Annotated in this window: 24 protein-coding genes and 1 tRNA gene; 18 read left to right on the top strand and 7 right to left on the bottom strand. The window is 67.0% G+C overall.

The features are described from left to right. Positions 1–1,767 carry a fatty acyl-AMP ligase gene (locus tag GGQ97_RS06305; RefSeq protein WP_342448460.1) on the top strand — a complete coding sequence of 589 codons (1,767 nt, stop codon included), beginning with the start codon at positions 1–3 and terminating at the stop codon, positions 1,765–1,767. Positions 1,768–1,801: 34 nt separating this feature from the next. On the opposite strand, the gene GGQ97_RS06300 is transcribed toward GGQ97_RS06305, so the two are convergent. Further along, positions 1,802–2,305 carry a helix-turn-helix domain-containing protein gene (locus GGQ97_RS06300; RefSeq protein WP_168068147.1) on the bottom strand — a complete coding sequence of 168 codons (504 nt, stop codon included), beginning with the start codon at positions 2,303–2,305 and terminating at the stop codon, positions 1,802–1,804. A 180-nt stretch (positions 2,306–2,485) separates the two neighbouring features. On the opposite strand from GGQ97_RS06300, the gene GGQ97_RS06295 reads away from it, so the two are divergent. The 5 genes from GGQ97_RS06295 to nusG all read left to right on the top strand — a co-directional run bounded on the left by GGQ97_RS06295 (position 2,486) and on the right by nusG (position 4,533). Then, positions 2,486–2,644: a hypothetical protein gene (locus GGQ97_RS06295; protein ID WP_168068146.1), complete on the top strand. Its 159-nt coding sequence runs from the start codon at positions 2,486–2,488 to the stop codon at positions 2,642–2,644. 93 nt (positions 2,645–2,737) lie between these two features. Next, the gene (locus GGQ97_RS06290; RefSeq protein ID WP_168068145.1) at positions 2,738–3,565 is read left to right on the top strand and encodes a sterol desaturase family protein; all 828 of its coding nucleotides are present in this window, start codon (positions 2,738–2,740) and stop codon (positions 3,563–3,565) included. Then, a tRNA-Trp gene (locus GGQ97_RS06285) sits at positions 3,556–3,631 on the top strand. The genes GGQ97_RS06290 and GGQ97_RS06285 overlap by 10 nt, the downstream gene beginning before the upstream one ends. Before the next feature lie 152 nt (positions 3,632–3,783). Then, complete coding sequence (gene secE, locus GGQ97_RS06280; RefSeq protein ID WP_168068144.1) at positions 3,784–3,981, top strand: preprotein translocase subunit SecE; 198 nt, start codon at positions 3,784–3,786, stop codon at positions 3,979–3,981. 12 nt (positions 3,982–3,993) lie between these two features. Next, a complete protein-coding gene (gene nusG / locus GGQ97_RS06275; protein ID WP_168068143.1) occupies positions 3,994–4,533 on the top strand; it encodes a transcription termination/antitermination protein NusG in 540 nt (179 codons plus the stop codon). Positions 4,534–4,662: 129 nt separating this feature from the next. Here nusG and GGQ97_RS06270 read toward each other — a convergent pair whose 3' ends face one another. After that, a complete protein-coding gene (locus GGQ97_RS06270; RefSeq protein ID WP_245197902.1) occupies positions 4,663–5,436 on the bottom strand; it encodes an alpha/beta fold hydrolase in 774 nt (257 codons plus the stop codon). Positions 5,437–5,845: 409 nt separating this feature from the next. Between GGQ97_RS06270 and rplK the strand changes: the two genes are divergently transcribed. The 11 genes from rplK to rplL all read left to right on the top strand — a co-directional run bounded on the left by rplK (position 5,846) and on the right by rplL (position 14,384). Next, the gene (gene rplK, locus GGQ97_RS06265; protein ID WP_168068142.1) at positions 5,846–6,277 is read left to right on the top strand and encodes a 50S ribosomal protein L11; all 432 of its coding nucleotides are present in this window, start codon (positions 5,846–5,848) and stop codon (positions 6,275–6,277) included. A 4-nt stretch (positions 6,278–6,281) separates the two neighbouring features. Continuing rightward, positions 6,282–6,977, top strand: coding sequence for a 50S ribosomal protein L1 (gene rplA, locus GGQ97_RS06260; RefSeq protein ID WP_168068141.1), 696 nt, complete (start codon positions 6,282–6,284; stop codon positions 6,975–6,977). An 87-nt stretch (positions 6,978–7,064) separates the two neighbouring features. Next, positions 7,065–7,325: a hypothetical protein gene (locus GGQ97_RS06255; protein ID WP_168068140.1), complete on the top strand. Its 261-nt coding sequence runs from the start codon at positions 7,065–7,067 to the stop codon at positions 7,323–7,325. 80 nt (positions 7,326–7,405) lie between these two features. Continuing rightward, positions 7,406–8,587, top strand: a complete 1,182-nt coding sequence (locus GGQ97_RS06250; protein WP_168068139.1) for a BaiN/RdsA family NAD(P)/FAD-dependent oxidoreductase — start codon at positions 7,406–7,408, stop codon at positions 8,585–8,587. A gap of 76 nt (positions 8,588–8,663) precedes the next feature. Next, positions 8,664–9,161 (top strand): hypothetical protein, encoded by a 498-nt coding sequence (locus GGQ97_RS14180; RefSeq protein ID WP_209022799.1) that lies wholly within the window; start codon positions 8,664–8,666, stop codon positions 9,159–9,161. A 205-nt stretch (positions 9,162–9,366) separates the two neighbouring features. Beyond that, positions 9,367–9,792 carry a UrcA family protein gene (locus GGQ97_RS06240; protein ID WP_168068138.1) on the top strand — a complete coding sequence of 142 codons (426 nt, stop codon included), beginning with the start codon at positions 9,367–9,369 and terminating at the stop codon, positions 9,790–9,792. Positions 9,793–10,064: 272 nt separating this feature from the next. Then, positions 10,065–11,078, top strand: a complete 1,014-nt coding sequence (aroF, locus tag GGQ97_RS06235; protein WP_168068137.1) for a 3-deoxy-7-phosphoheptulonate synthase — start codon at positions 10,065–10,067, stop codon at positions 11,076–11,078. Further along, positions 11,075–12,574, top strand: a complete 1,500-nt coding sequence (locus GGQ97_RS14635) for an anthranilate synthase component 1 (RefSeq protein WP_168068136.1) — start codon at positions 11,075–11,077, stop codon at positions 12,572–12,574. The genes aroF and GGQ97_RS14635 overlap by 4 nt, the downstream gene beginning before the upstream one ends. Further along, positions 12,571–13,143: an anthranilate synthase component II gene (locus GGQ97_RS06225; RefSeq protein ID WP_168068135.1), complete on the top strand. Its 573-nt coding sequence runs from the start codon at positions 12,571–12,573 to the stop codon at positions 13,141–13,143. Before GGQ97_RS14635 ends, GGQ97_RS06225 begins: the two co-directional genes overlap by 4 nt. A 290-nt stretch (positions 13,144–13,433) precedes the next feature. Continuing rightward, positions 13,434–13,949, top strand: coding sequence for a 50S ribosomal protein L10 (rplJ, locus tag GGQ97_RS06220; RefSeq protein WP_168068134.1), 516 nt, complete (start codon positions 13,434–13,436; stop codon positions 13,947–13,949). A gap of 63 nt (positions 13,950–14,012) precedes the next feature. Next, entirely contained in the window at positions 14,013–14,384 is a 372-nt protein-coding gene (gene rplL / locus GGQ97_RS06215; protein WP_168068133.1) for a 50S ribosomal protein L7/L12, read from the top strand. Positions 14,385–14,573: 189 nt separating this feature from the next. Here the strand turns inward: rplL and GGQ97_RS06210 are convergent, their stop codons facing one another. The 5 genes from GGQ97_RS06210 to GGQ97_RS06190 form a co-directional block, all read right to left on the bottom strand. Then, positions 14,574–15,368, bottom strand: coding sequence for a hypothetical protein (locus GGQ97_RS06210; protein ID WP_168068132.1), 795 nt, complete (start codon positions 15,366–15,368; stop codon positions 14,574–14,576). Next, on the bottom strand, positions 15,365–15,595 hold the full coding sequence (locus GGQ97_RS06205) for a helix-turn-helix domain-containing protein (protein WP_168068131.1): 231 nt from the start codon (positions 15,593–15,595) through the stop codon (positions 15,365–15,367). The genes GGQ97_RS06210 and GGQ97_RS06205 overlap by 4 nt, the downstream gene beginning before the upstream one ends. Next, positions 15,595–16,101, bottom strand: coding sequence for a DUF2975 domain-containing protein (locus GGQ97_RS06200; RefSeq protein ID WP_168068130.1), 507 nt, complete (start codon positions 16,099–16,101; stop codon positions 15,595–15,597). Before GGQ97_RS06200 ends, GGQ97_RS06205 begins: the two co-directional genes overlap by 1 nt. Positions 16,102–16,160: 59 nt before the next feature. Next, positions 16,161–17,633 carry a hypothetical protein gene (locus tag GGQ97_RS06195; RefSeq protein ID WP_168068129.1) on the bottom strand — a complete coding sequence of 491 codons (1,473 nt, stop codon included), beginning with the start codon at positions 17,631–17,633 and terminating at the stop codon, positions 16,161–16,163. Between the two features lie 75 nt (positions 17,634–17,708). Beyond that, positions 17,709–17,969, bottom strand: a complete 261-nt coding sequence (locus tag GGQ97_RS06190) for a hypothetical protein (RefSeq protein ID WP_168068128.1) — start codon at positions 17,967–17,969, stop codon at positions 17,709–17,711. A gap of 328 nt (positions 17,970–18,297) precedes the next feature. On the opposite strand from GGQ97_RS06190, the gene rpoB reads away from it, so the two are divergent. After that, positions 18,298–22,467, top strand: a complete 4,170-nt coding sequence (gene rpoB, locus GGQ97_RS06185) for a DNA-directed RNA polymerase subunit beta (RefSeq protein WP_168068127.1) — start codon at positions 18,298–18,300, stop codon at positions 22,465–22,467. Positions 22,468–22,532: the final 65 nt, after the last annotated feature.

The following is a 22,532-nucleotide window of genomic DNA, read 5'->3' as shown; positions in this document are numbered from 1 at the left end:
GTGCCGGACGCCACAACACAGACCGATCTGCTGGCACCGCCGGGGGCAACGCCGACCATCGACGCGCTGCCGCGGCGCCTGGCCGACTTCGACACCCTTGGCGAGGCGCTCGATTACGCCGCCACCGGTGCGCGCGGGCTGAATTTCCACGATCCGCGCGGCACGCTGAAGCTGTCTTATTCCTACGCCGAGCTGCGCGCCGCCGCGCTCGACCACGCCCGCCGCTTGCTGGCGCTCGGTTTCGCCAAGGGTGAGCGCGTCGCCCTGGTCGCCGAAACCGGCCCCGAATTCGCCGCCGGCTTCTTCGGCGCGGTCTATGCCGGCCTGTGGCCCGTCCCGCTTCCGCTTCCGACCAGCTTCGGCGGCCGCGAGGCTTATGTCGAACAGCTGGCGGTGATGCTCGGCAGTTCGGACCCGGCGCTTTTCCTGTATCCTGCCGAACTGGCCGATTTCTGCATCGAGGCGGGCACCCGCCGCACCGTCAGGGCGATGAGCTGGGACGAGCTCGACGCCACCAGCTTCGATAACGGTGCCGCACTTCCGGAAGCGCAGTCCGGCGACATCGCCTATCTCCAGTACAGCAGCGGCTCGACCCGCTTCCCGCACGGCGTCGCGGTCACCCACCGTGCCCTGCTCGACAACCTGCGCGCGCACAGCCTCGGCCTCAAGGTCGAGGAAACCGATCGCTGCATCAGCTGGCTGCCCTGGTACCACGACATGGGGCTGGTCGGCTGCCTCCTGTCGCCGCTCGCGAACCAGATCAGCGTCGACTATATGAAGACGGAGGACTTCGCCCGCCGTCCGCTCGCCTGGCTCGACCTCATCAGCCGCAACCCTGGCACCACCCTCTCCTATTCCCCGACCTTCGGCTACGACATCTGCGCCCGCCGCATGAGCTCGCAGATCAAGGCCGGCGAACGGTTCGACCTGTCGCGCTGGCGGATCGCCGGCAACGGCGCGGACATGATCCGTCCCGACGTCATGCAGGCCTTCGTCGACGCCTTCGCCGACGCGGGTTTCCAGGCCAGCGCCTTCTGTCCGTCCTACGGCCTCGCCGAAGCGACGCTTGCGGTCAGCCTGATGCCGCCGGGCGAAGGCATCCGTCTCGAACTGGTCGAGGAAAGCCAGCTCAGCGGCGCCGCCGCCGAGGACGGCGAGGACCGGCCCAAGCGCTACCGCGCCATCGTCAATTGCGGCCGCGCGGTCGAAGGCATGGAAATCGAGGTCCGCGACGGCGACGGCACGATCCTCGCCGACCGCGAGATCGGCAAGGTGTGGGTGCGCGGTTCCAGCATCATGGTCGGCTATTATCGCGACCAGGAATCCACCGACGCCTGCATGGTCGGCGGCTGGCTCGACACCGGCGACATGGGCTATTTGTCCGGCGGCTACATCTTCATCGTCGGCCGCGCCAAGGACATGATCATCATCAACGGCCGCAACCACTGGCCGCAGGATATCGAATGGGCGGTGGAGCAGCTGCCCGGCTTCAAGTCCGGCGATATCGCCGCCTTCGCCATCACCGGCCCGTCGGGAGAGGAACAGCCGGCCGTGCTGGTCCACTGCCGCGTTTCCGATCTCCAGGAGCGCAGCCGCCTGCGCGACGACATCAAGGAGCGGGTCCGCGCCATCATCGGGATGAGCCCGGTGGTCGAACTTATCCCGCCGCGCAGCCTGCCGCGCACCAGTTCGGGCAAGTTGAGCCGCACCAAGGCCCGCAACCTCTATCTGTCGGGCGAGATCGTCCCCCTCGACATCGCCGCCTGACCGAACCCGCCAGGCGGGTCGGCAGGGTCGGAGGTCAGAGGGTGTCGATCAGGCTCTCGAAGTAGCTGACCATCATGGTTCGCCCGCGCTCGCTCAGTTCGACGAAATACTTGCGACGGTCCACCTCGCATTGCTGGCGAACGATCAGCCGCTGGCTTTCCAGGTAGTCGAGCCAGCGGATCGCGGTGGTCAGCTGTGCGTCGCCATATTCGGCGAGGCGGGTGACCGACAGGCGCTCCTCGTTGCGGTTGCCGTAAATGAACAGGACCAGCAACATGTCCCATGCCGGTTCGCTGAACAGGACAGGTCCGAAATGCTCGCTGCGGCGGCGACGGGCGTGATGGACCGAGCGCGCCAGTTCGACGGCGCTTTGCTCGCGGCGGACTGCGGCTGCCGGGTCGGCGGAGAGGCTGACGATGCTGGTGACCAGCTTGGATAGGATCGACCGCGCCAAGGCGGTTTCTTCCGCTGACAGCGCAACAACGGAACCATCCTCGCGACCAAACAACAAGTTCTTGTCGGTGCGCTGATAACTCATAACCCACTTGATCCTTCGAGTTCAGCCCATTGTCGTGGCGGACATGCGGCCCATGGCGCTCGGCAGTCATCAAAGACAGCAGGGCGATGGCGCGCGTCAAATCCAAGACGGCAGCGTTTACTGTCGTCTTGGCAGTATTAATTAGTTGATATTCAAGGTGTTTCTGATCTTGTAGACGTTATGGACATTTCGCCCCGAACTCTCTGGCCCTGGACTTCGACTGGTTTGCGCCGGCTCGATCTCAGCGCCAGCGAATTGCGTCGTTTATTTCCAGATGCGCCGCAGTCGGTGCTCGATCGCGCGGCGCGGCGCGGCGTCGTTGCGGCGGCGGCGCGCTAACCACTTCCTAACCATGCGCGGTCCAAGCCTGCTGCCGACAAGCGGACGAACGGACACGTGGGCGGAACACTGTTTTCTCAGATCAGCGGAGCGGTGCTCGCGACCGCCTTCGTGCTGGCGCTGTGCACCGTGGTGGAACGGCTCGCCAGCCGCGGCACGTTTCGCTGGGGCGAACGTTGGCCTGGCGTGCTGTTCGGCCTGCTCAACCCGGTGTTCGCGATCCTGATCGCCATTCCGCTCAAGTTGCTGTGGGCAAAGGTCGGGGTCGCGCCGGTTGTGCACCTGTCCCCGCTCGGCCTGGGGGTGGTTGGAACCACTCTCCTGACCCTGCTCGCGACCGACTTCCTGATGTACTGGGAGCATCGCTTCGAGCATCGCTTCATGTGGCCGGTCCATGCTGTCCACCATTCGGTCGAACATCTCAGCGCTGCCAACAGCTTCAGCCATCCGGCGCAGTTCGTTCCGATGTTCGCGATCATCTCGGTGCCGCTGTCGCTGGTCGACTTCGGCTCGGTGGCGGTTCCGGCGCTGGTTTCCACCACCGTCTTCTTCCTCCAGCTGTTCATCCACTCCCCGGTGAAGCTCGGCCTCGGACCCTTGCGACATATATTCGTCGATCCCCCCTTCCACCGCATCCACCACAGCCTCGAGGAACGGCATTTCGACCGCAATTTCTCGATCCTGTTTTCGTTCTGGGACCGGGTGTTCGGAACGCAGGTCATGCCCGCAAAGGATCAATGGCCCGAAGTCGGGATCCACGAGGCTCGTTCGCCCCGCAGCGTGGCCGAACTGCTGACCTTTCCGCTCCGTCTGTGGGGGGTACTGCCGCCCCTCGCCGCTGCCACGAGCGAACCGGACGAGACGAGCGCCTTGCCAGAACCGGACGCCGCCGCTAACCGGCACTCGGCCTTAGGGGTATAGCTCAGTTGGTAGAGCATCGGTCTCCAAAACCGAGGGTCGTGGGTTCGAGTCCCCCTGCCCCTGCCAGGCCCAAAGTTGGCGCCACGCGTACCTAAGCCGCGGTGAGGGCCCGCTTGAAGCAAGCGCCACTCCGCGCTACATGGCGCTTCAATCGAGGTCCGGCGGAGCCATCCGCGGACCTCGTTTTTCTATCACTCGAACAGGCAGAGCGTCCGCCCATGGCCAAGACATCCCCCGGCGAATTCATCCGCCAGGTCCGCGTCGAAGCGGGCAAGGTCGTGTGGCCGACCGGCAAGGAAACCTGGGTGACTGCCGTGATGGTATTCATCCTGACGTCGCTCCTGGCGCTGTTCTTCTTCGCCGTGGACAGTGGCTTTGCCGCGATCGTCCAGTTCCTCCTCGGCCTGCTCGCTTAAGGTTTAGAACCCATGTCCCGCTGGTACATCATCCACGCCTACTCGGGCTTCGAGAACAAGGTTCGCGAGTCGATCCTGTCGGAAGCCAAGCGCCTCAACCTCGAGGGCCTGGTCGAATCGGTCGAAGTCCCGACCGAGAAGATCACCGAGATCCGTCGCGGCAAGAAGGTCACCAGCGACCGCAAGTTCTTCCCGGGTTACGTGCTTGCCAAGCTCGGCATGAACGACGACGTCTACCACCTCGTCAAGAACACGCCCAAGGTGACCGGCTTCCTCGGCCCGAACGGCAAGCCGCAGGCGATCAGCGAAGCCGAAGCCGCGCGCATCCTCAACACCAAGGAGGAAGCTGCCGCTGCTGCGCCCAAGGCCAAGATCAATGTCGATTATGAGATCGGCGACAGCGTCAAGGTGCTGGACGGCCCGTTCGCCAGCTTCAACGGCGTGGTCGAGGAACTCGATTTCGATCGTGGCCGGGTCAAGGTCGGCGTATCGATCTTCGGCCGCGCGACCCCGGTCGAGCTCGAGTTCGAACAGGTCGAACTGGTCAAGTAAGAGCCGCCGAGCGCAAGCAAACGGATGCACCAGCATCCGTGGGCTTGCGCTGAGAGCCGGCGATACCCGGACGGCCTGCCGCGTAGCGGACAGGACCGACGTCACGAATTCACTTCGTGACGTCGCTCGCTACCCGCATACCTCCGCAATCAGCTTCACCGTCTCGCGGGGCTCGTCCCATAGAGGGAAGTGGCCGCTATGCTCGAACCAGTGCAGCTTCGCGCTCGGGAACTTGCTCGCCGCCCGCTTGGCCTGGACCGGCAGGCACAGGCGATCGTGGCGGCCCCAGCCGATCGCCAACCGGCCCCTGGTCTGCGCAATGCCCTCCTGCCCCGGCCCGTAGCCGAGATCCTTGACCAGCGACGGCACGGTCGCCGTATCGGCCAGCGCGCGCAGTTCCTCGGCCACGAACGCCCCATCGAGCGCCCACGGCCGTGCCGACAGCTGCGCCAGCAGCGCCGAGCGGCTGACCCGATTGGCCGCCAGCGTAGGAAGCGCGGACCTGAGCCCCTTCACCAGCCCGCGCGAAGCGGTCAGCGTGCTGACCAGCCATTTGCGCTCCCACCCTTCCCAGAAGCCGCCCGGGTCGAGCGCCACCACATTGCCGGCAAGCCCGCGCCGGGCGAGTTCCAGCACCAGCCGCGCGCCCATCGAGCTGCCGACCATGTCGACCCCGGTCATGCCCGTCTCGTTGAGCCACGCCGCAACCGACCGTACCAAGCCGTCGAAGGTACCGCTGTCGGCCTCCGCCGGGGTCGCGCCGTGACCGGGCAGGTCGATCACCATCACCCGGCGTGCCTGGGCAAGCGGTTCGATAATCGGCTCCCAGGCATGGCCGCTGCTGCCAAGCCCATGCACCAGAAGCAGCGGCTTGCCCCGCCCGTGATCGACATGTTTCATCATGAGCCCGCCAACGAGCCGCCCACCGGTTCGGGCCCGTCGCCATCGCCGCCCCCACGGCCGGCTCGCTCCTTGCCCGCCGATTGCAATGTAGGATTTCAGCTGATCTACTCGGTTGGGTGACGCCTCTCCTTGCCCCCCGCAGCGCGCCTGGCCCCGGCGTCCGGAAGCTACGCAAGGCCCGGGCGGAGGTGGGATCGCCGACTACCTGCCGCCCTATGTGACCTTTGTGACCTTTGTGACCTTTGTGACCTTCGCGGCTCCGCTTCCCGGCCTGTCTGGCTTGCCGCTCGCACCCCCTTCTGCTAGGGGGCGCGCCTTCCAGCATCACTGGAGCCACTGCGGGAGGATGTCCTCGGGCGTCCGCTAACACCGCTCGACTGAACGGGCCCCGTGCCCAGAAGAGAGTGACATGGCCAAGAAGATTACCGGCTATATCAAGTTGCAGGTGCCCGCCGGCGCCGCCAATCCGTCTCCGCCGATCGGCCCTGCGCTGGGTCAGCGCGGCGTCAACATCATGGAATTCTGCAAGGCGTTCAACGCCTCGACGCAGGAAATGGAAAAGGGCATGCCGATCCCGACGGTGATCACCGTCTATGCGGATCGCAGCTTCTCCTTCGCCACCAAGACCCCGCCCGCCTCGTTCCTGATCAAGAAGGCCGCTGGCCTCAAGTCGGGTTCGAAGGAGCCGGGCAAGGTCTCCGCGGGCAAGATCAAGCGCAGCCAGCTGAGCGAGATCGCCGAGCAGAAGATGAAGGATCTCAACGCCAACGACATCGAGGCCGCGACCAAGATCATCGAAGGCAGCGCCCGCGCGATGGGCCTCGAAGTGGTGGAGGGCTAAGAACATGGCCAAGCTGACCAAGAAGCAGAAGAGCCTGGAAACCCAGGTCGACCGCGAGAAGCTGTATGGCGTCGATGAAGCCATCGCCCTCGCCAAGTCGCTCGCCACCGCCAAGTTCGACGAGTCGATCGAAGTCGCGCTGAACCTCGGCGTCGATCCGCGTCACGCCGACCAGATGGTCCGCGGCGTGGTCAACCTGCCCAAGGGCACCGGCAAGACCGTCCGCGTGGCGGTGTTCGCCAAGGGCGCCAAGGCCGAGGAAGCCACCAAGGCGGGCGCCGACGTGGTCGGGGCCGAAGACCTGATGGAGCAGATCCAGAACGGCCAGATCGACTTCGAGCGCGTCATCGCCACCCCCGACATGATGGGCCTCGTCGGCCGTCTCGGTAAGGTGCTCGGTCCCAAGGGGCTGATGCCGAATCCGAAGCTCGGCACCGTAACCATGGACGTCACCAAGGCTGTCACCGACGCCAAGGCCGGCCAGATCGAGTTCCGCGTCGAGAAGGCGGGGATCATCCACGCCGGCATCGGCAAGGCCAGCTTCCCGGCCGAAGACCTCAAGGCCAATTACGACGCCTTCGTCGACGCCATCACCAAGGCGAAGCCGGCGGGCGCCAAGGGCAAGTACCTGAAGAAGGCGGCGATCAGCTCGTCGATGGGCCCGGGCATCAAGGTCCAGCTCGAAGAGGGCGTGGCGTAAGCCTCACTCTTTCGGAAAGTGCACGATCGAGGGCCGCGGCGGAAACGTCGCGGCCCTTTGTCGTTAGGCTTCCGAAGGAGCCACTCCATGATCGACACCCCCCGCGAAGACACCGACGCCCAGATCGACGCCGAAGACACCGAATTCAGCAACGAGCATCCCCTCGCCTCGCCCAATGAACTGGCTGGTGATGCGATGAGCGGGGTCGAGATGGAGTTCGCCGCGCGCGAGCTGGCCGAGGCCGAAGCGGGCGCCCTGCCGCTCGGCACCGACGCCACCGGAGCGGCATCGGGCATGGCGCTCGACGACGAGGGCCAGGAGGATACGCTTCCGCTCGAGGGCAACTAACCGATCGCGACGGGCGATGTCGGGGGCCTGAGACCTCGACATCGCTCGGCACGGGCGCGGCGAACTGCTAGCGGCAGCCCATGCCTGTCCCAGCCTCCTACGATGCGATCATTCTCGGCGCCGGCGGTGCCGGGCTGATGTGCGCCGCGATTGCTGCCGGGCGCGGACGCCAGGTGCTGGTGATCGACCACGCCCCGGAGCCCGGCCGCAAGATCCTGATCTCGGGTGGAGGGCGCTGCAACTTCACCAACATTGGCGCCGCGCCGGACCGCTACCTCAGCGCCAATCCGCACTTCGCGCGTTCGGCGCTGGCCCGCTACACCCCGCAGGACTTCCTCGAACTGGTCGCGAAGCACCGTATCGCCTGGCACGAGAAGACGCTTGGTCAATTGTTCTGCGACGGCTCGGCCCGCCAGATCGTCGCCATGCTGCTCGACGAGTGCGCGGCCGGCGGCGCGACCATCCGCTGCAACGCTCCGATCCACTCGGTCGACCATGCCGATGGCCGCTTCCGGGTTTCCGCCGGTGAGATGGAGGCGGAAGCCCCGGCGCTGGTCGTCGCGACCGGGGGACCCTCCATCCCCAAGCTGGGCGCGACCGGTTTCGCCTACGACCTCGCCCGTCGCTTCGGGCTCAAGGTGGTCGAGCCCCGCCCAGCCCTTGTGCCCCTGACGCTGGGCGGCGAGGAAGCCCTGTTCCGCTCGCTGTCGGGAGTCGCCGCTCCGGTGGAGGCGCGCTGCGAGGACGCGGCTTTCCGCGAGGCGGCGCTGTTCACCCACAAGGGGCTGAGCGGTCCCGCGATCCTGCAGGTGTCGAGCTATTGGCGCCACGGCCAGGCGGTGCTGATCGACTTCCTCCCCGAAGTAGCCCCCGGCTGGCTGCGCGAAGCCAAGCGCCAGCGCCCGCGCGTGCGCCTCCCTGCCCTCCTCGGCGAACGATTGCCGGCCCGCCTCGCCGACACGCTGGCCGAGCGGATCGGCATCGCGGTCGAACTCGGCAACGCGCCCGACCGCAAGCTGGAGGAGGCCGAACGGCTGCTCGCCGGCTGGTCGTTTGCACCGAGCGGCACCGAAGGCTTTGCCAAGGCCGAGGTGACCGTGGGCGGGATCAGCACCGCCGACCTGTCACAGCAGACGATGGAAGCCAGGAAGCTCCCTGGCCTGTTCGCGATCGGCGAAGCGGTGGACGTCACCGGCTGGCTCGGCGGCTATAATTTCCAGTGGGCGTGGGCATCGGGCGTCGCGGCGGGCCAGGCGCTCTGACCCTGCGGCCAATGCGCCGCCCGCGCGTTTCACTGGCGAGCCGGGAGTCCGGCACCACCCAGTGGAGGAACAAGCGATGGAAAACAGCCAGACTAAAGGTGACCAGGGCGCCGGCACCGGCACCCGCGACGTGACCTACGATCTTACCGCCGTGCTCTACCACGCGCTTCAGGGCGTCGAGAATTGCCAGATCTACAGCGGTGACGCGGCCGGCAAGCCGGAGCATCGCCAGTTTTTCGAGCAGGCCATGCAGGCGCAAAAGCAGCTGGCCGAGCAGGCCAAGCAATTGCTTCATGACTGCCTGATGCAGGAAACCCAGGGAAGCACATCCGGCAATCCGGCTACCGGTGCGGCGGGACGGCAGGGCATGAGCGACGGCACCGCCGGCATGGGCAGCGAGATCGCTGCGAGGCAGACCCACAGTTTCGAGGAAGCCCGCGACGACGGCAGCGCCTTCCGCTTCGCTAGCGGCCAGACCGAAGGCGGCACCGACCAGTTCGAAGGCGCCGGACGCGATCGGCAGGGCACCACGCACGACACGACGACCGACGGCGGTGCTCCCACCCGCTTCTGATTGCAGGATAATCGGGCGGCGGAAAGGCGGCTTGAGCCCGCTTTTTCGCCGTCTGCCGACCAGTCGAGGGTCCGTGGCGGTCTGCCGCTGCATCGACCCGCGCAGCCGCGCGGTAGAAGCGGGCGGGCGATGACGTCGGGCCGGGTCTAATCCCAGGATCGGCCGCACGAAATGATTTCGTGGGGCCGGTCCAAGGGGATTGAACATGACCAGTCGACTGAAAAGTAGCGGCATTGCCGCCTTGTCCTTCACGCTGTCAGCGGGGATCCTCGCGCTGGCGCTTACCCCGGCCATGGCGCAGGCCTCCGGCACCGAGGCCGAACCGATCGACCTGACCGCGACCGCCGACCGCGACCGCGAGGTGCGGACCCGCATCGTCGATGCCAGCGACGTCGACTTCACCAGCGCGGCCGACCTCAAGCGGCTGAACTCGCGCATCAATGGCGCGGTCAACGATGTCTGCCGCGACCAGGGGGACGGACGCGCCACCATCGGCAGCGGACGCTGCTACGTGGAGGCCCGGCTGTCGGCCAACCGGCAGGTCGCCGCGCTGCGCAACTCCGCCACCCTGCTCGCCGCCGCCGGCAGCGTGAAGGGCGCCCGCCTGGTCACGATCGTCGCGTCGCGGTGAGGAAGGCCGAGGGACGGCGCGCGCTTTCGCCCCCGTGCGCCGTCCCGACATACCGGCTTGACCTGTTGGAGAGTTTCCGCTCTCTGGTCGCCATGCAGATCCCCGCCGCCCAAACCGTCTTCGCTGCCCGCTGGTGGCGCTGGAACGTTGAAGGCGGCGTGCCGATCGAGCGCTAGCAGGGCTTTCATCCGCCCAAGCGCTTGCCGACCCGCCCTCACCCGGCGGGTTTTTTATTGTCCTGCCGGCCTTTCCCCTCACCGTCAGGAACAATCATGATCATCGTTCTGAAGCCCGAAGCCCCCGCCGACTCCGCCGAGCGCCTGCTCAGGAAGATCGAGGATGCGGGCCTGAAGCCGCTCCACATGCCCGGCGCCGAGCGGGTGGTGCTGGGCGCGCTCGGCGACGAACGGGTGCTTGCCGAACTGGCGCTCGACGGCGATCCCGCGGTGGAAAGCGTCAAGCCGATCCTTGCTCCCTACAAGCTCGTCAGCCGAGAGTTGCAGGCGCACGACACGGTGGTCGATGTCGGCGGGGTGAGCATCGGCGGCGACCGGCTGGCCGTGATCGCCGGGCCCTGCGCGGTCGAAAGCCCCGAGCAGCTGCACGAGACCGCGGCGGCGGTGAAGGCCGCCGGCGCCACCCTGCTCCGCGCCGGTGCCTACAAGCCGCGCACCAGTCCCTACGGCTTCGCCGGGCACGGAATCGAGGGGCTCAAGGTCTTGCGCGAGGTCGGCGACGACCTTGGCCTGCCGATCGTCACCGAGGTCATGGACACCGCCGACGTCGCCCATGTCGCCGAAGCCGCCGACTGCCTTCAGATCGGCGCACGCAACATGCAGAATTATGCGCTGTTGCGCGCGGTCGGCGCGGCGGGGCGGCCCGTCCTGCTGAAGCGCGGGCTCAGTGCCACCATCCAGGAATGGCTCCTCGCCGCCGAATATCTAATGGCCGCGGGCAATCCCAACGTCATCCTGTGCGAGCGCGGCATCCGCACCTTCGAGCCTGCCACCCGCAATACCCTCGACCTCAACGCCGTGCCCTACGTCAAGGGCAAGACGCACCTGCCGGTCGTGGTCGATCCGAGCCATGGCACCGGCGCCCGCGACCTGGTCCCGGCGATGAGCCTGGCGGCGGTCGCGGCCGGCGCCGACGGACTGATGATCGAGGTTCACCGCGATCCCTCGCGCGCCTGGTCCGACGGCGCCCAGTCGCTCTATCCCGCCCAATTCGAGCAGCTGATGGGCTCGATCGGCGCGGTTGCGGCGGCGGTCGGCCGGCAGCTGTGAAGGTCGAAGCGCGGGTCCTCGCCCGGCGCCTGCCCGCCGGGCTCGATCCCCTTGCCGCCTACCGCGCGCTGGGTGGGGGCACGGCGGGGACCGGCCTGTTCGAGGCACCGGACGGGCAGCGCCTGATCATGGGCCGGGCCTGCGTCCGGGCCGAGGCGCATGGAGGCAGCGTGGCGCTGGACGCGCTCAACGCCAATGGCGAAGCGCTTCTCGCCTCGCTCGACGCGCCCTGCGTCAGCGAGCGCCGTGCCGACCGGCTGCTGCTGACCTTCGCCCGTCCGCGAAGCGAGGATGCCTCCGAACGGCTGCTCGGGCCCCAGCCGCTGCACGCCCTGCGCGCGCTCCTCGATGCGGCGGCAGCCCCCCGCGGCGAGCCGTTCGGCGCCTTGCTGCTGGGGGTCGCCGGGTTCGACCTTGCGGCGTGGGGCGAGGACTTGCCCGCCGCGCCGGCGCCCGACTTTCCCGACTTCGTCTTTTTCGTGCCCGACACGCTGCTGACCATCGCTCCTGGCGGCGCGGCGCGCCTGCTGTGCACCGCCTTCGGACCAGACGAGCGGCACGTGAACGATGCGGCGCGGCGTCTGGAAGAAGGCTTGGCGGCGCTCGCCAACCCCATGCCCGCCGAGCATACCTCCAGCGGCGAACGCCCCGGGGCCCGCGCGGGCACTGCATTTGAGCCCGACCTTTCCGACCCCGACTTCATTGCCCTCGTCGCCCGCTTGAAGCAGGAAATCGCCGCCGGCGAAGTGTATCAGATCGTGCCCAGCCGCACCTTCACCGGCCCCTGCCCCGACCCGCTCGCCGCTTATGCCCGGCTGCGGCTGGCCGAACCGGCGAGCTATCGCTTCTTCCTGGCCGACTCCGGCTGGACCCTGCTCGGAGCGAGTCCCGAGACCAGCGTCCGCCTGTCGCCTGGTGGCCCGAGCGGCCGCACGGTAGAGGTCAAGCCGATCGCCGGCACCCGCCCGCGCGGGGCAAGCCCCGACGCCGACGACCGGCTGGAGGCGGAGATGCGGCTGGACGGCAAGGAACTGGCCGAGCACATGATGCTGGTCGACCTTGCCCGCAACGACGTCGCGCGGGTCTCGCTTCCGGGCACGCGGCGGGTGGCGAAGCTGCTGACGGTGGAGCGTTTCGCCCGAGTCATGCACCTCGTCTCCTCGGTCACCGGGACGCTTCGCCCCGGCCTCGACGCGTTCGATGCGCTGGCGGCCTGCCTCAATGTCGGCACCCTGGTCGGCGCGCCCAAGATCCGTGCCATGCAATTGCTGCGCGCCGCCGAAGCCAGGCGCCGCGGGCCTTATGGTGGAGCAATCGGGTGGATCGGCGGCGACGGGCGGATGGATACGGCGGTGGTGATCCGCTCGGCACTGGTGCGCGATGGGCTAGCCGAGGTCCGGTCGGGCGCCGGCGTGGTCCACGACAGCGTGCCGCAGGCCGAGGCTGACGAGACCCGCGCCAAGGCCTCGGCCCTGCTGGGGGTGCTCGGCGCATGAGGCCTGTCCTCCTGATCGACAATCTCGACAGCTTCACCTTTAACCTGGTCGAGAGCCTCGAGCGGATCGGGGTCGAGGTCCACGTCCGCCGCAACGGTATCGCCGCCGCCGCCGCACTGGCGGAAGCCGAGGCGAAGGGCGCGATCCTGATGATCTCGCCCGGCCCAGGCACCCCGCAAGGCTCGGGCTGCTGCCTCGAGTTGATCGCGCTTGCCAGGGGCCGCGTGCCGCTGCTCGGCATTTGCCTTGGTCACCAGGCGATCGTCGAGGAGGCCGGCGGCACCGTCACCCGAGCGCCCGAACCGGTGCACGGCAAGTCGCTGCTGCTCGAGCATGACGGCGCCGGTCCCTTCGCCGGGCTCCCCAGCCCCGTCCGCGTCGCCCGCTACCACAGCCTGTGCACCCGCGACCTGCCGCCGCGCTTCACCGTCCACGCGCAGGTGGAGGGCATGGCGATGGCCTTCAGCGACCCCCAGGCGCTTCAGGCCGGGCTTCAGTTCCACCCCGAAAGCATGCTCACCACCCATGGCGACATCATGCTGCGCAACCTGCTGGCGATGTTCGGCTGAGCCGTGCGGGTTGATTGCGGGGCGCTTTCTGCTATTGGCCCGCTCGTCCCCGGCTCGCCGGGGCGCCGTCCGAGACAGTTGGTGCCTCTTGCAGGCTTAATTTCCAGCCGAGACGGGGAAGAGAGTTTCTCGCGAAAGGTGTAAGGCTTTTCGCGTTGTCGTGCGGAGACACCGCACGCGCCTCCCAGCCCCACGGACATGAGCTCCTGCCAGTGCCTTGCGCTCTGGCGGGTCATGAAGCCGGTCGCCGGTGCCTTCGGGTATCCAGCGGCCATTTGTTTGGAGTTGGCATGGATCGCAACGAAAAGGCGGATCTGGTTGCCGAACTGAAGCAGGTCCTGACCGAGACCAGCGTGGTGGTTGTCACCCGCAATCTCGGCCTGACGGTGGCCCAGTCCACCGATCTTCGCCTGCGGATGCGCGACGCCGGAGCCCAGTTCAAGGTTGCGAAGAACCGCCTCGCCCTCATCGCGCTCGATGGCACCCGCTATCAGCCGATCGGCGAGCTGCTCAAGGGCCCGACGGCCCTCGCCACGTCCATCGACCCGGTCGCCGCCGCCAAGGTTGCGATCGATTTCGCCAAGACCACCGACAAGTTCGAGGTTCTGGGCGGAGCGATGGGTGACACCGTCCTCGACCTCAATGGGGTCAAGGCGCTGGCGGAGCTGCCGAGCCTCGACGAACTTCGCGCGACCCTCATCGGCACCATCATGGCGCCGGCGAGCAAGATCGCCCGGACCGTCGCAGAGCCGGGCGCAATGCTCGCACGGGTGTTCGGCGCTTACGCAGCGCAGGAAGCTGCCTGAGGTTCTTCGTTTTTCTTTCGCACGACAAATCAGGGGCCGATGAGCCCCGCCAAGGAGTAAGAAATGGCTGACATCAACAACATCGTCGACCAGCTGTCGGCGCTCACCGTCCTCGAGGCCGCCGAGCTGGCCAAGGCTCTCGAAGAGAAGTGGGGCGTTTCGGCCGCCGCTGCCGTCGCCGCTCCGGCTGCTGCCGGCGCTGCCGCTCCGGCCGCTGAAGAGAAGACCGAGTTCGACGTGATCCTCACCGGCGACGGTGGCAAGAAGATCAACGTCATCAAGGAAGTCCGCGTCATCACCGGCCTGGGCCTCGGCGAAGCCAAGGCGCTCGTCGAGAGCGCTCCGAAGGCCCTCAAGGAAGGCGTCAACAAGGACGAGGCCGAGAAGATCAAGAAGCAGATCGAGGAAGCCGGCGGCACCGTCGAGCTCAAGTAAGCTTCTGAATCAGTTTCGCCGGTGTCTTGAAGCGCCGGTGATTGGGAAGGGCGGCTCCGCAAGGGGTCGCCCTTTTCCGTGTCGCCATGGGCGGAGGCGACCGTCCCCCGGACGGCAGCCCGCTTCCGCCCATCTTGAAGCGCCCGTAGACGGAAGGGGCGACCCCGCGAGAGGTCGCCTCTTCTTGCGTCAGGCCACTGCAGCGGTCCCGACCGGCTCCACATTGGCCGATCGCGTCAGGTCCACGCCCTTCCGATCGGCCGCAGTGCGGGCGGCGACCGCGTTGGCGGCGAACATGGTCAGGGCGAGGAAGCCCACGACCAGGCTGTCGAAGACCATGAGGGCCCAGACCAGCGGCTCGGGCCGGCCGATCGCCAGCAGGCCGGCATAATGGAGCACCATCAGCGGCACCACGCCGGCGATGATCAGCGCCACCGTGCGCCAGAAGCTGCCGCTCATGATCCGGATCGACGCGAGCGGCCCGATCGCGGCATTGCCCTGCGACCAGGCGACCAGCCAGGCGGTGAGATAGATGCCGGCGACGGTCTGAATCAGGGTCGAAGCCCATTTGGCGATCGACTCCGCCTGCCCTTCAAGACCGGTCACTTGTCCGAGCGGCGGTCCAAACAAGGCCAGCCATTGCAGGCCCATGACCAGCGGCACGAACAGCAGCGCCCACAGCAGCACCGCCCTCGGCTCGAAGCGCCGGGCGTAAGCGGCGTCGCGGCCACTCACGACATAACGGTACATCCAGTAGCTCGGCAGCGAGATGGCGAGCGTCTTCCAGTAGCCGAACAACATCCGCGACGGGTCGTTCTCGGCCAGCCGCGCCGCCTCGATCGATCGGTACAGCCCGCTCTGTATCTCGACCACGTGCTGAGCGAATTCGAACAGGACCGGGATCAGGAACAGGATCGGACAGGCGAGCGCGAAGCCCCAGGTGCTGCCGTAGATGTCGCGCACGTCGCGCCACAGACTGGTCATTGATCGTCCCCTTCGTCGTCGGCGCCGGCTTCCCAGCGCAGGATGTCGCCCGGCTGGCAGCCGAGTTCGCGGCAGATCGCGGACAGGGTCGAGAAGCGGATCGCCTTCGCCTTGCCGGTCTTGAGTACATTGAGGTTGGGCGCAGTGATGCCGATGCGGGTGGCAAGCTCCGCCTGGGTCATGCGCTGCCGTGCCAGCAGCGCGTCGAGGTCGATGCGGATCGGCATCAGATGGTCAGTTCGGCGTCGTCGCGCAGGCGGCTGCCTTCGCGGAACACGCGGGCAAGGACGAAGACCAGCAGCACCGCGATCCAGCCGGTCAGTCCCGGCGACCAGCCGCTGATCCGCTCGCCCGCCGCGGCGTCCATGATCGCGCCCGCGACACCGAAGGCGACGTCGCACAGCTGGATGCCGAGCAGGTACCAGGCGACCAGCCGGAGCCGGTCGGCATTGGCCGGGACAAACGGGTCACCCGCTTCGACCGTATCGAGCATCTGGAGCAAGGCGCGGAACAGGAGGTGCGCGAGGATCATCACCGGCGCGACAATCGCGAGGATGAAGCGCGTGCCGGTTAACAGACGCTCGACGTTTACTCCGGGGAATTGCGCCACCGCCGCGGCGGCAAAGCGCTGCTCCTCAACGAACGACCAGCCGAGCAGCCCCAACAGAAGGAGCCCGACCAGGATGTTGAGCACCAGCAGCGCCCGCAACACCCACCGCGCAATAGACAGCATCGGACGACTCCTTACCGAATATCGGTAAGATGCCTTGTCGTTTTTCGATAAGCAAGCGCTCAGTTCGTGCGGACGAAGATCGCCGCATGCTTGTCCTCGGCGAACTTGCGCCAGCCGGGCTCGCGCTCAAGCCTGGGCTTCAGGCCGTCGTCATACTCCACCACCGCCCAGCGGATGCCGTAGCGCGCCACGTCCTCGCGAAACTTGACGATGTCGCCGCGATTGATGGCGCGCGAGCGGAAGGTAAAGTCGTCGCCGTACATGTCGGCGCGGCCGTCGATGTACGGGCGGATGCCGAGCATCACCAGCGGCCCGCCCTGGCTATATTCGTTGTAGACCGGTTGGCGGCGGATCTCCTCCGGTACCTTGGCGAGGAGGGTCAGCGGATAACTGCTGTGCTCCTGGAAATGATAGGGCACCGCCAACCGCACCGCGACCAGCAGCGCCACCGCCGGCCAGAACCAGGGCACGCGGACGAGGTGGCCGCGCGGCTCCCGGCCGTGGCTCAGCAGCGGCAGGACCACCAGCACGCCGACGATCGCGAACAGCATCTGGTGGCGGGCATGGAGGATCGCCATCGCCGAAAGCCCGACCAACAAAAGCAGGCGCAGCGGCGGGACCGTGCGCCATTTCCGCGCGACCAGCACCGCCAGGCCGGCGAGGCACAGGTAGAAGAGGTTGTCCGCCGGGATCGTCGACCGGCGCCATTCGCCGATCACCGACAGGGCCTCCATGCCGCTGACCTGGAAGGGATAGAGGAAGTCGCTCGGGCCGAACGGGGTAACCAGCGCCGCCGCCGCCAGCGCCGCGAGGCCGAAGGCGAACCAGCGGCCGAGCAGCGCGCGATTGCGCGGGTTCTCGATCAAAGATTCGAGCGCGAACAGTCCGGCGAGGCCGAATCCGAAAATGTAGCTGGCATGGAGGTTGGCCCACACCACCATCAAGAGGGCGGCGGCGAGCGGCGGCGCACGGCGCTGCTCGCGGGCCCGCAGCAGGATCACCGTCCAGGCGGCGAGCAGGGTCCAGGCCAGCATGTGCGGACGAGCCAGCGCAAAGGGGAACAGCAGGCCGGCGGTGGTGCCGACCGCGGCCACCGCCCAGCGCGCGGGAAGGTGGCGGAACGCTTCGCGCGCAAGCAGCCAGAAAGTGGTCGCCGCCGACAGCGCGAACAGCGCCGCAAGCCCGCCCCACCCTGCCAGCCGGTCGGCACCGACCATCAGCACCTCGGCAAGCCATTCGTGCGCGGTCCACGCCTTGCCCGGCATGGTGTGGCTGAACGGGTCGGCAGTCGGAACGGCTGCGTTGGCAATGATCCACTTGCCGGCACCAAGGTGCCAGCCGGTATCCCCATCCATGTAAATCTGGACCGCGAAAGCGATTAGCCCGGCGAACAGCAAGGGCATGGCGGCCTGGAGCGTACGGGCGTGAGCGTCGAGCCCGTCGGGCGCGAAATGGTCGGTCCGTGCCCCCTCGTCCCGCATCGCGGCCCGGGCCCGTTGCCACCAGCCGCCTGTCGCCGCCGCACTCGTCATCCGTTCGGGTCCCCGCGCCCGCGCCAAATCGCGGGATTGCCGGGCCAGTGCTAGCGGGAGAGCGTCACGAGATGGTTAACGCGGCCCGTCGGCCGGCGGCGTAGTGCCATCCTTCCGGTCGGCGGCGCTGGGCTCGTTCGCGAAGGTGGCGGCCTCACCCCCGATTGCCAGCGCGTTCTGCGGATCGACGCCCTGCGCGGTCGCATTCTCGACCGCCGAGGCGGCTGCCGGGTCCATCTGCGCGGTCGCGTTCATGATGTTCTGGTCGGGGTCGTTGGTACCCGACCCGCAGGCGGCGAGCAGGACGAAAGCGGGCGAAACGAGCAACAGGCGCATGTACGACCCCTCGAAACGTGGCGGGAAATGACTGCGCGCACCAATGCCCGCCGCACGGCTTTGGTTGCTTTCCCCTCTTGCGAAGGCCGCTCACGAGGCTATATGCAGTCCTCATCCGACAAACATAACGGCTCCGCCGCACGTCTACGCGTGCGCCTGGGGCCTTTCCTGCCCTCTCCGGGACAGGGTCCGAACAGCGCGCGGGCCGAACGAAGTGGAGAGACCAGCGGGAGCAGCGCTCCACATATTACCACCCCCGGCCGCATGCCGGGGAGCGGCGGGAGCGCAGGCCAGACCTGTGCCTTCGCCCCAAGCGCAGGGACTTCGCATGGCCACCAAGTCGATCGACATTCCGCACAACACCTCTTCGGGGCGCTTCACCAAGCAGCGCCGCATTCGCAAGATCTTCGGCAACATCCATGAGATCAGCGAGATGCCGAACCTCATCGAGGTTCAGCGCGAGAGCTACGAGCAGTTCCTGCGGTCCGATCCGGCGACCGGCTATGTCTCGGGCCTCGAAAAGACGCTGCGTTCGGTGTTTCCGATCCAGGATTTCGCCGGCACCGCGCACCTCGACTTCGACCATTATGTCCTCGAGGACCCGAAGTTCGACACCGACGAGTGCCGCCAGCGCGGGCTGACCTATGCCGCGCCGATGCGCGTCACCCTGCGCCTTACTTCGTTCGAGATCGATCCCGATACCGAGGCCAAGTCGGTGATCGATATCAAGGAGCAGGACGTCTACATGGGCGACATGCCGCTCATGACGGGGAACGGCACCTTCATCGTCAACGGCACCGAGCGCGTCATCGTGTCGCAGATGCACCGCTCGCCGGGCGTCCTGTTCGACCATGACCGCGGCAAGACCCACGCGTCGGGCAAGTACCTCTTCGCCGCCCGGGTCATTCCGTATCGCGGCTCGTGGCTCGACTTCGAGTTCGACGCCAAGGACATCGTCAACGTCCGCATCGACCGCAAGCGCAAGCTGCCGGTCACCGCGCTGCTGCACGCGCTGGGCCTGACCTCGGAAGAGATCCTCAACGAATTCTACGGCCGCGTGGTCTACCTGCGCGGGCCGAACGGCTGGCAGATCCCCTACGTCGGCGAGAACTGGCGCGGCCAGAAGCCGATGTTCGACATCGTCAACGCCGACACCGGCGAAGTGGCATTCAAGGCCGGCGAGAAAATCACCCCGCGCCGCGCCAACCAGGCCGGCAAGGAAGGCCTCGCCAATCTGATCATCCCGACCGAGACCATCTTCGGTCGCTTTTCGGCTTACGACCTCATCAACGAGTCGACCGGCCAGATCTACGTCGAGGCCGGTGACGAGATCACCCCCGAGAACCTCGAGGCGCTCGACAAGGCCGGCATCGACCGGCTCGAGCTGCTCGACATCGATTACGTCAACACCGGTCCCTGGATCCGCAACACGCTCAAGGCCGACAAGTCGGAAGATGGCGATCAGGCGCTGAGCGACATCTATCGCGTCATGCGCCCCGGCGAGCCGCCGACGCGCGAAACCGCCGATGCGCTGTTCTACGGCCTGTTCTTCGATTCCGAGCGCTACGACCTGTCGGCCGTCGGCCGGGTCAAGCTCAACATGCGCCTTGGCCTCGATGCCGAGGACACCGTCACCACCCTGCGCCGCGAGGACATCCTGGCGGTGGTCAAGGAGCTGGTGAACCTCAAGGACGGCAAGGGCGAGATCGACGACATCGACAACCTCGCCAACCGCCGCGTGCGTTCGGTCGGCGAGCTGCTCGAGAACCAGTATCGCGTTGGCCTTCTGCGCATGGAGCGCGCGGTCAAGGAGCGCATGAGCTCGGTCGACGTATCGACCGTGATGCCGAACGACCTCATCAACGCCAAGCCGGCGGTGGCCGCGGTGCGTGAATTCTTCGGCAGCAGCCAGCTGTCGCAGTTCATGGACCAGACCAACCCGCTGTCCGAAGTGACCCACAAGCGTCGCGTTTCGGCCCTCGGGCCGGGCGGTCTGACCCGTGAGCGCGCGGGCTTCGAAGTCCGCGACGTTCACCCGACCCACTATGGCCGCATCTGCCCGATCGAAACGCCGGAAGGCCCGAACATCGGTCTGATCAACAGCCTCGCGTCGTTCAGCCGCGTCAACAAGTACGGCTTCATCGAGACGCCGTACCGCGTCGTCACCGACCACAAGGTCACCGACCAGGTGGTCTATCTGTCGGCGATGGAAGAGGCCAAGCACACGATCGCGCAGGCCAATGCCGAGATCAACGAGGACGGCACCTTCGCCGAGGAGATCATCTCGTCGCGGCGCAACGGCGACTTCCTGATCGCCCCGCGTGATCAGATTACCCTGATGGACGTCAGCCCCAAGCAGCTGGTGTCGGTCGCGGCCTCGCTCATCCCGTTCCTCGAGAACGATGACGCCAACCGCGCGCTGATGGGCTCGAACATGCAGCGCCAGGCCGTCCCTCTGCTGCAGGCGGACGCTCCGCTGGTCGGCACGGGTATGGAAGAGACCGTCGCTCGCGACTCCGGCGCCGCCATCGGTGCGCGCCGGGCCGGCATCGTCGATCAGGTCGACGCCACCCGCATCGTCATCCGCGTCACGTCCGAGCTTCGCCCGGGCGAGAGCGGCGTCGACATCTACAGCCTGATGAAGTTCCAGCGTTCGAACCAGTCGACCTGCATCAACCAGCGTCCGTTGGTGAAGGTCGGCGACGTGGTCGAGGCCGGCGAGATCATCGCCGATGGTCCCTCGACCCAGTTCGGTGAACTGGCGCTCGGCCGTAACGTGCTCGTCGCGTTCATGCCGTGGAATGGCTACAACTACGAAGACTCGATCCTGATTTCCGAGCGGATCGTGAAGGACGACGTCTTCACCTCGATCCACATCGAGGAGTTCGAGGTCATGGCCCGCGACACCAAGCTCGGGCCGGAAGACATCACCCGCGACATCCCGAACGTCGGCGAGGAAGCGCTTCGCAACCTCGACGAGGCCGGCATCGTCTACATCGGCGCCGAGGTCGAGCCGGGCGACATCCTGTGCGGCAAGATCACGCCCAAGGGCGAAAGCCCGATGACGCCGGAGGAAAAGCTCCTCCGCGCCATCTTCGGTGAAAAGGCCTCTGACGTCCGCGACACCTCGCTGCGCCTGCCGCCGGGCGTCACCGGGACGATCGTCGACGTGCGCGTCTTCAACCGTCACGGCATCGACATTGACGACCGTACCCGCGCCATCCAGGCCGAGGACAAGGATCGCCTCAAGGGCGACGCCGAGTCCGAGCGCCGGATCCTCAACCGGGCGACCTTCGCCCGTCTGCAGGAAATGCTGGTCGGCCAGGTCGCGACCGCCGCGCCCAAGACGATCAAGAAGGGCGCGACGCTCGACGTCGAGATGCTCGAAGGCACCGACAAGCACGACTGGTGGAAGATCGCCGTCAAGGACGACAGCCGCCAGGCCGACATCGAGGCGCTGAAGGGTCAGTATGACGAGGCCGAGGCGGCCATCCGCCGCAAGCTCGAGGATCGCGTCGGCAAGGTCGAAGCGGGCGACGAGCTGGCCCCGGGCGTGCTGAAGATGGTCAAGGTCTTCGTGGCGGTGAAGCGCAAGCTTCAGCCGGGCGACAAGATGGCCGGCCGTCACGGCAACAAGGGCGTCATCAGCCGCATCCTGCCGATCGAGGACATGCCGTTCCTCGAGGACGGGACGCATGCCGACATCGTGCTCAACCCGTTGGGCGTGCCGTCGCGCATGAACGTCGGGCAGATCTTCGAAACCCACCTTGGCTGGGCCGCCCGCGGCCTTGGCAAGCAGATCGGGGACATGCTCGAGGAGATGCACCATCGCGGGTCGGACTTCGCCGGCAAGGACATTGCGGCGATCCGCCAGCAGCTGAAGACCATGTACGGTTCGCAGTATGACGGCGACATTGATGCCCGCACCGACGAGCAGGCGCTTGAACTCGCCCGCAACCTGGTCGGCGGCCTGCCGATGGGTACGCCGGTGTTCGACGGCGCCCGCGAGCCGGACGTGTCGGCGATGCTGACCCAGGCCGGCCTCGACACGTCGGGCCAGTCGACCCTGTACGATGGCCGCACCGGTGAGCCGTTCGACCGCAAGGTCACGATGGGCATCATCTACATGCTCAAGCTGCACCACCTGGTGGACGACAAGATCCACGCCCGTTCGATCGGGCCGTACAGCCTCGTCACCCAGCAGCCGCTGGGCGGCAAGGCCCAGTTCGGCGGACAGCGCTTCGGCGAAATGGAGGTCTGGGCGCTCCAGGCCTACGGCGCCGCCTACACGCTGCAGGAGATGCTGACGGTCAAGTCGGACGACGTGATCGGCCGGACCAAGGTCTACGAGGCGATCGTCAAGGGCGACGACACGTTCGAGGCCGGCATTCCGGAAAGCTTCAACGTGCTGGTCAAGGAAATGCGCTCGCTCGGCCTCAACGTCGAACTCGACAGCGTCGACAACCTCGACGAGCCGCCGGCGCTCGCGGCGGAGTGAGGGCTTCGGCCCTCCTCCTTCCGCCACTTGAATTGAACTCGAAGCCCCTCGGGGCTCAGGAGTAA

It is taken from the genome of Sphingomonas kaistensis, from assembly GCF_011927725.1.
Taxonomy (GTDB): Bacteria; Pseudomonadota; Alphaproteobacteria; order Sphingomonadales; family Sphingomonadaceae; genus Sphingomicrobium; species Sphingomicrobium kaistense.
The sequence above is the reverse complement of the archived record's forward strand: the minus strand, read 5'-3'. Positions and strand labels throughout refer to the sequence as shown.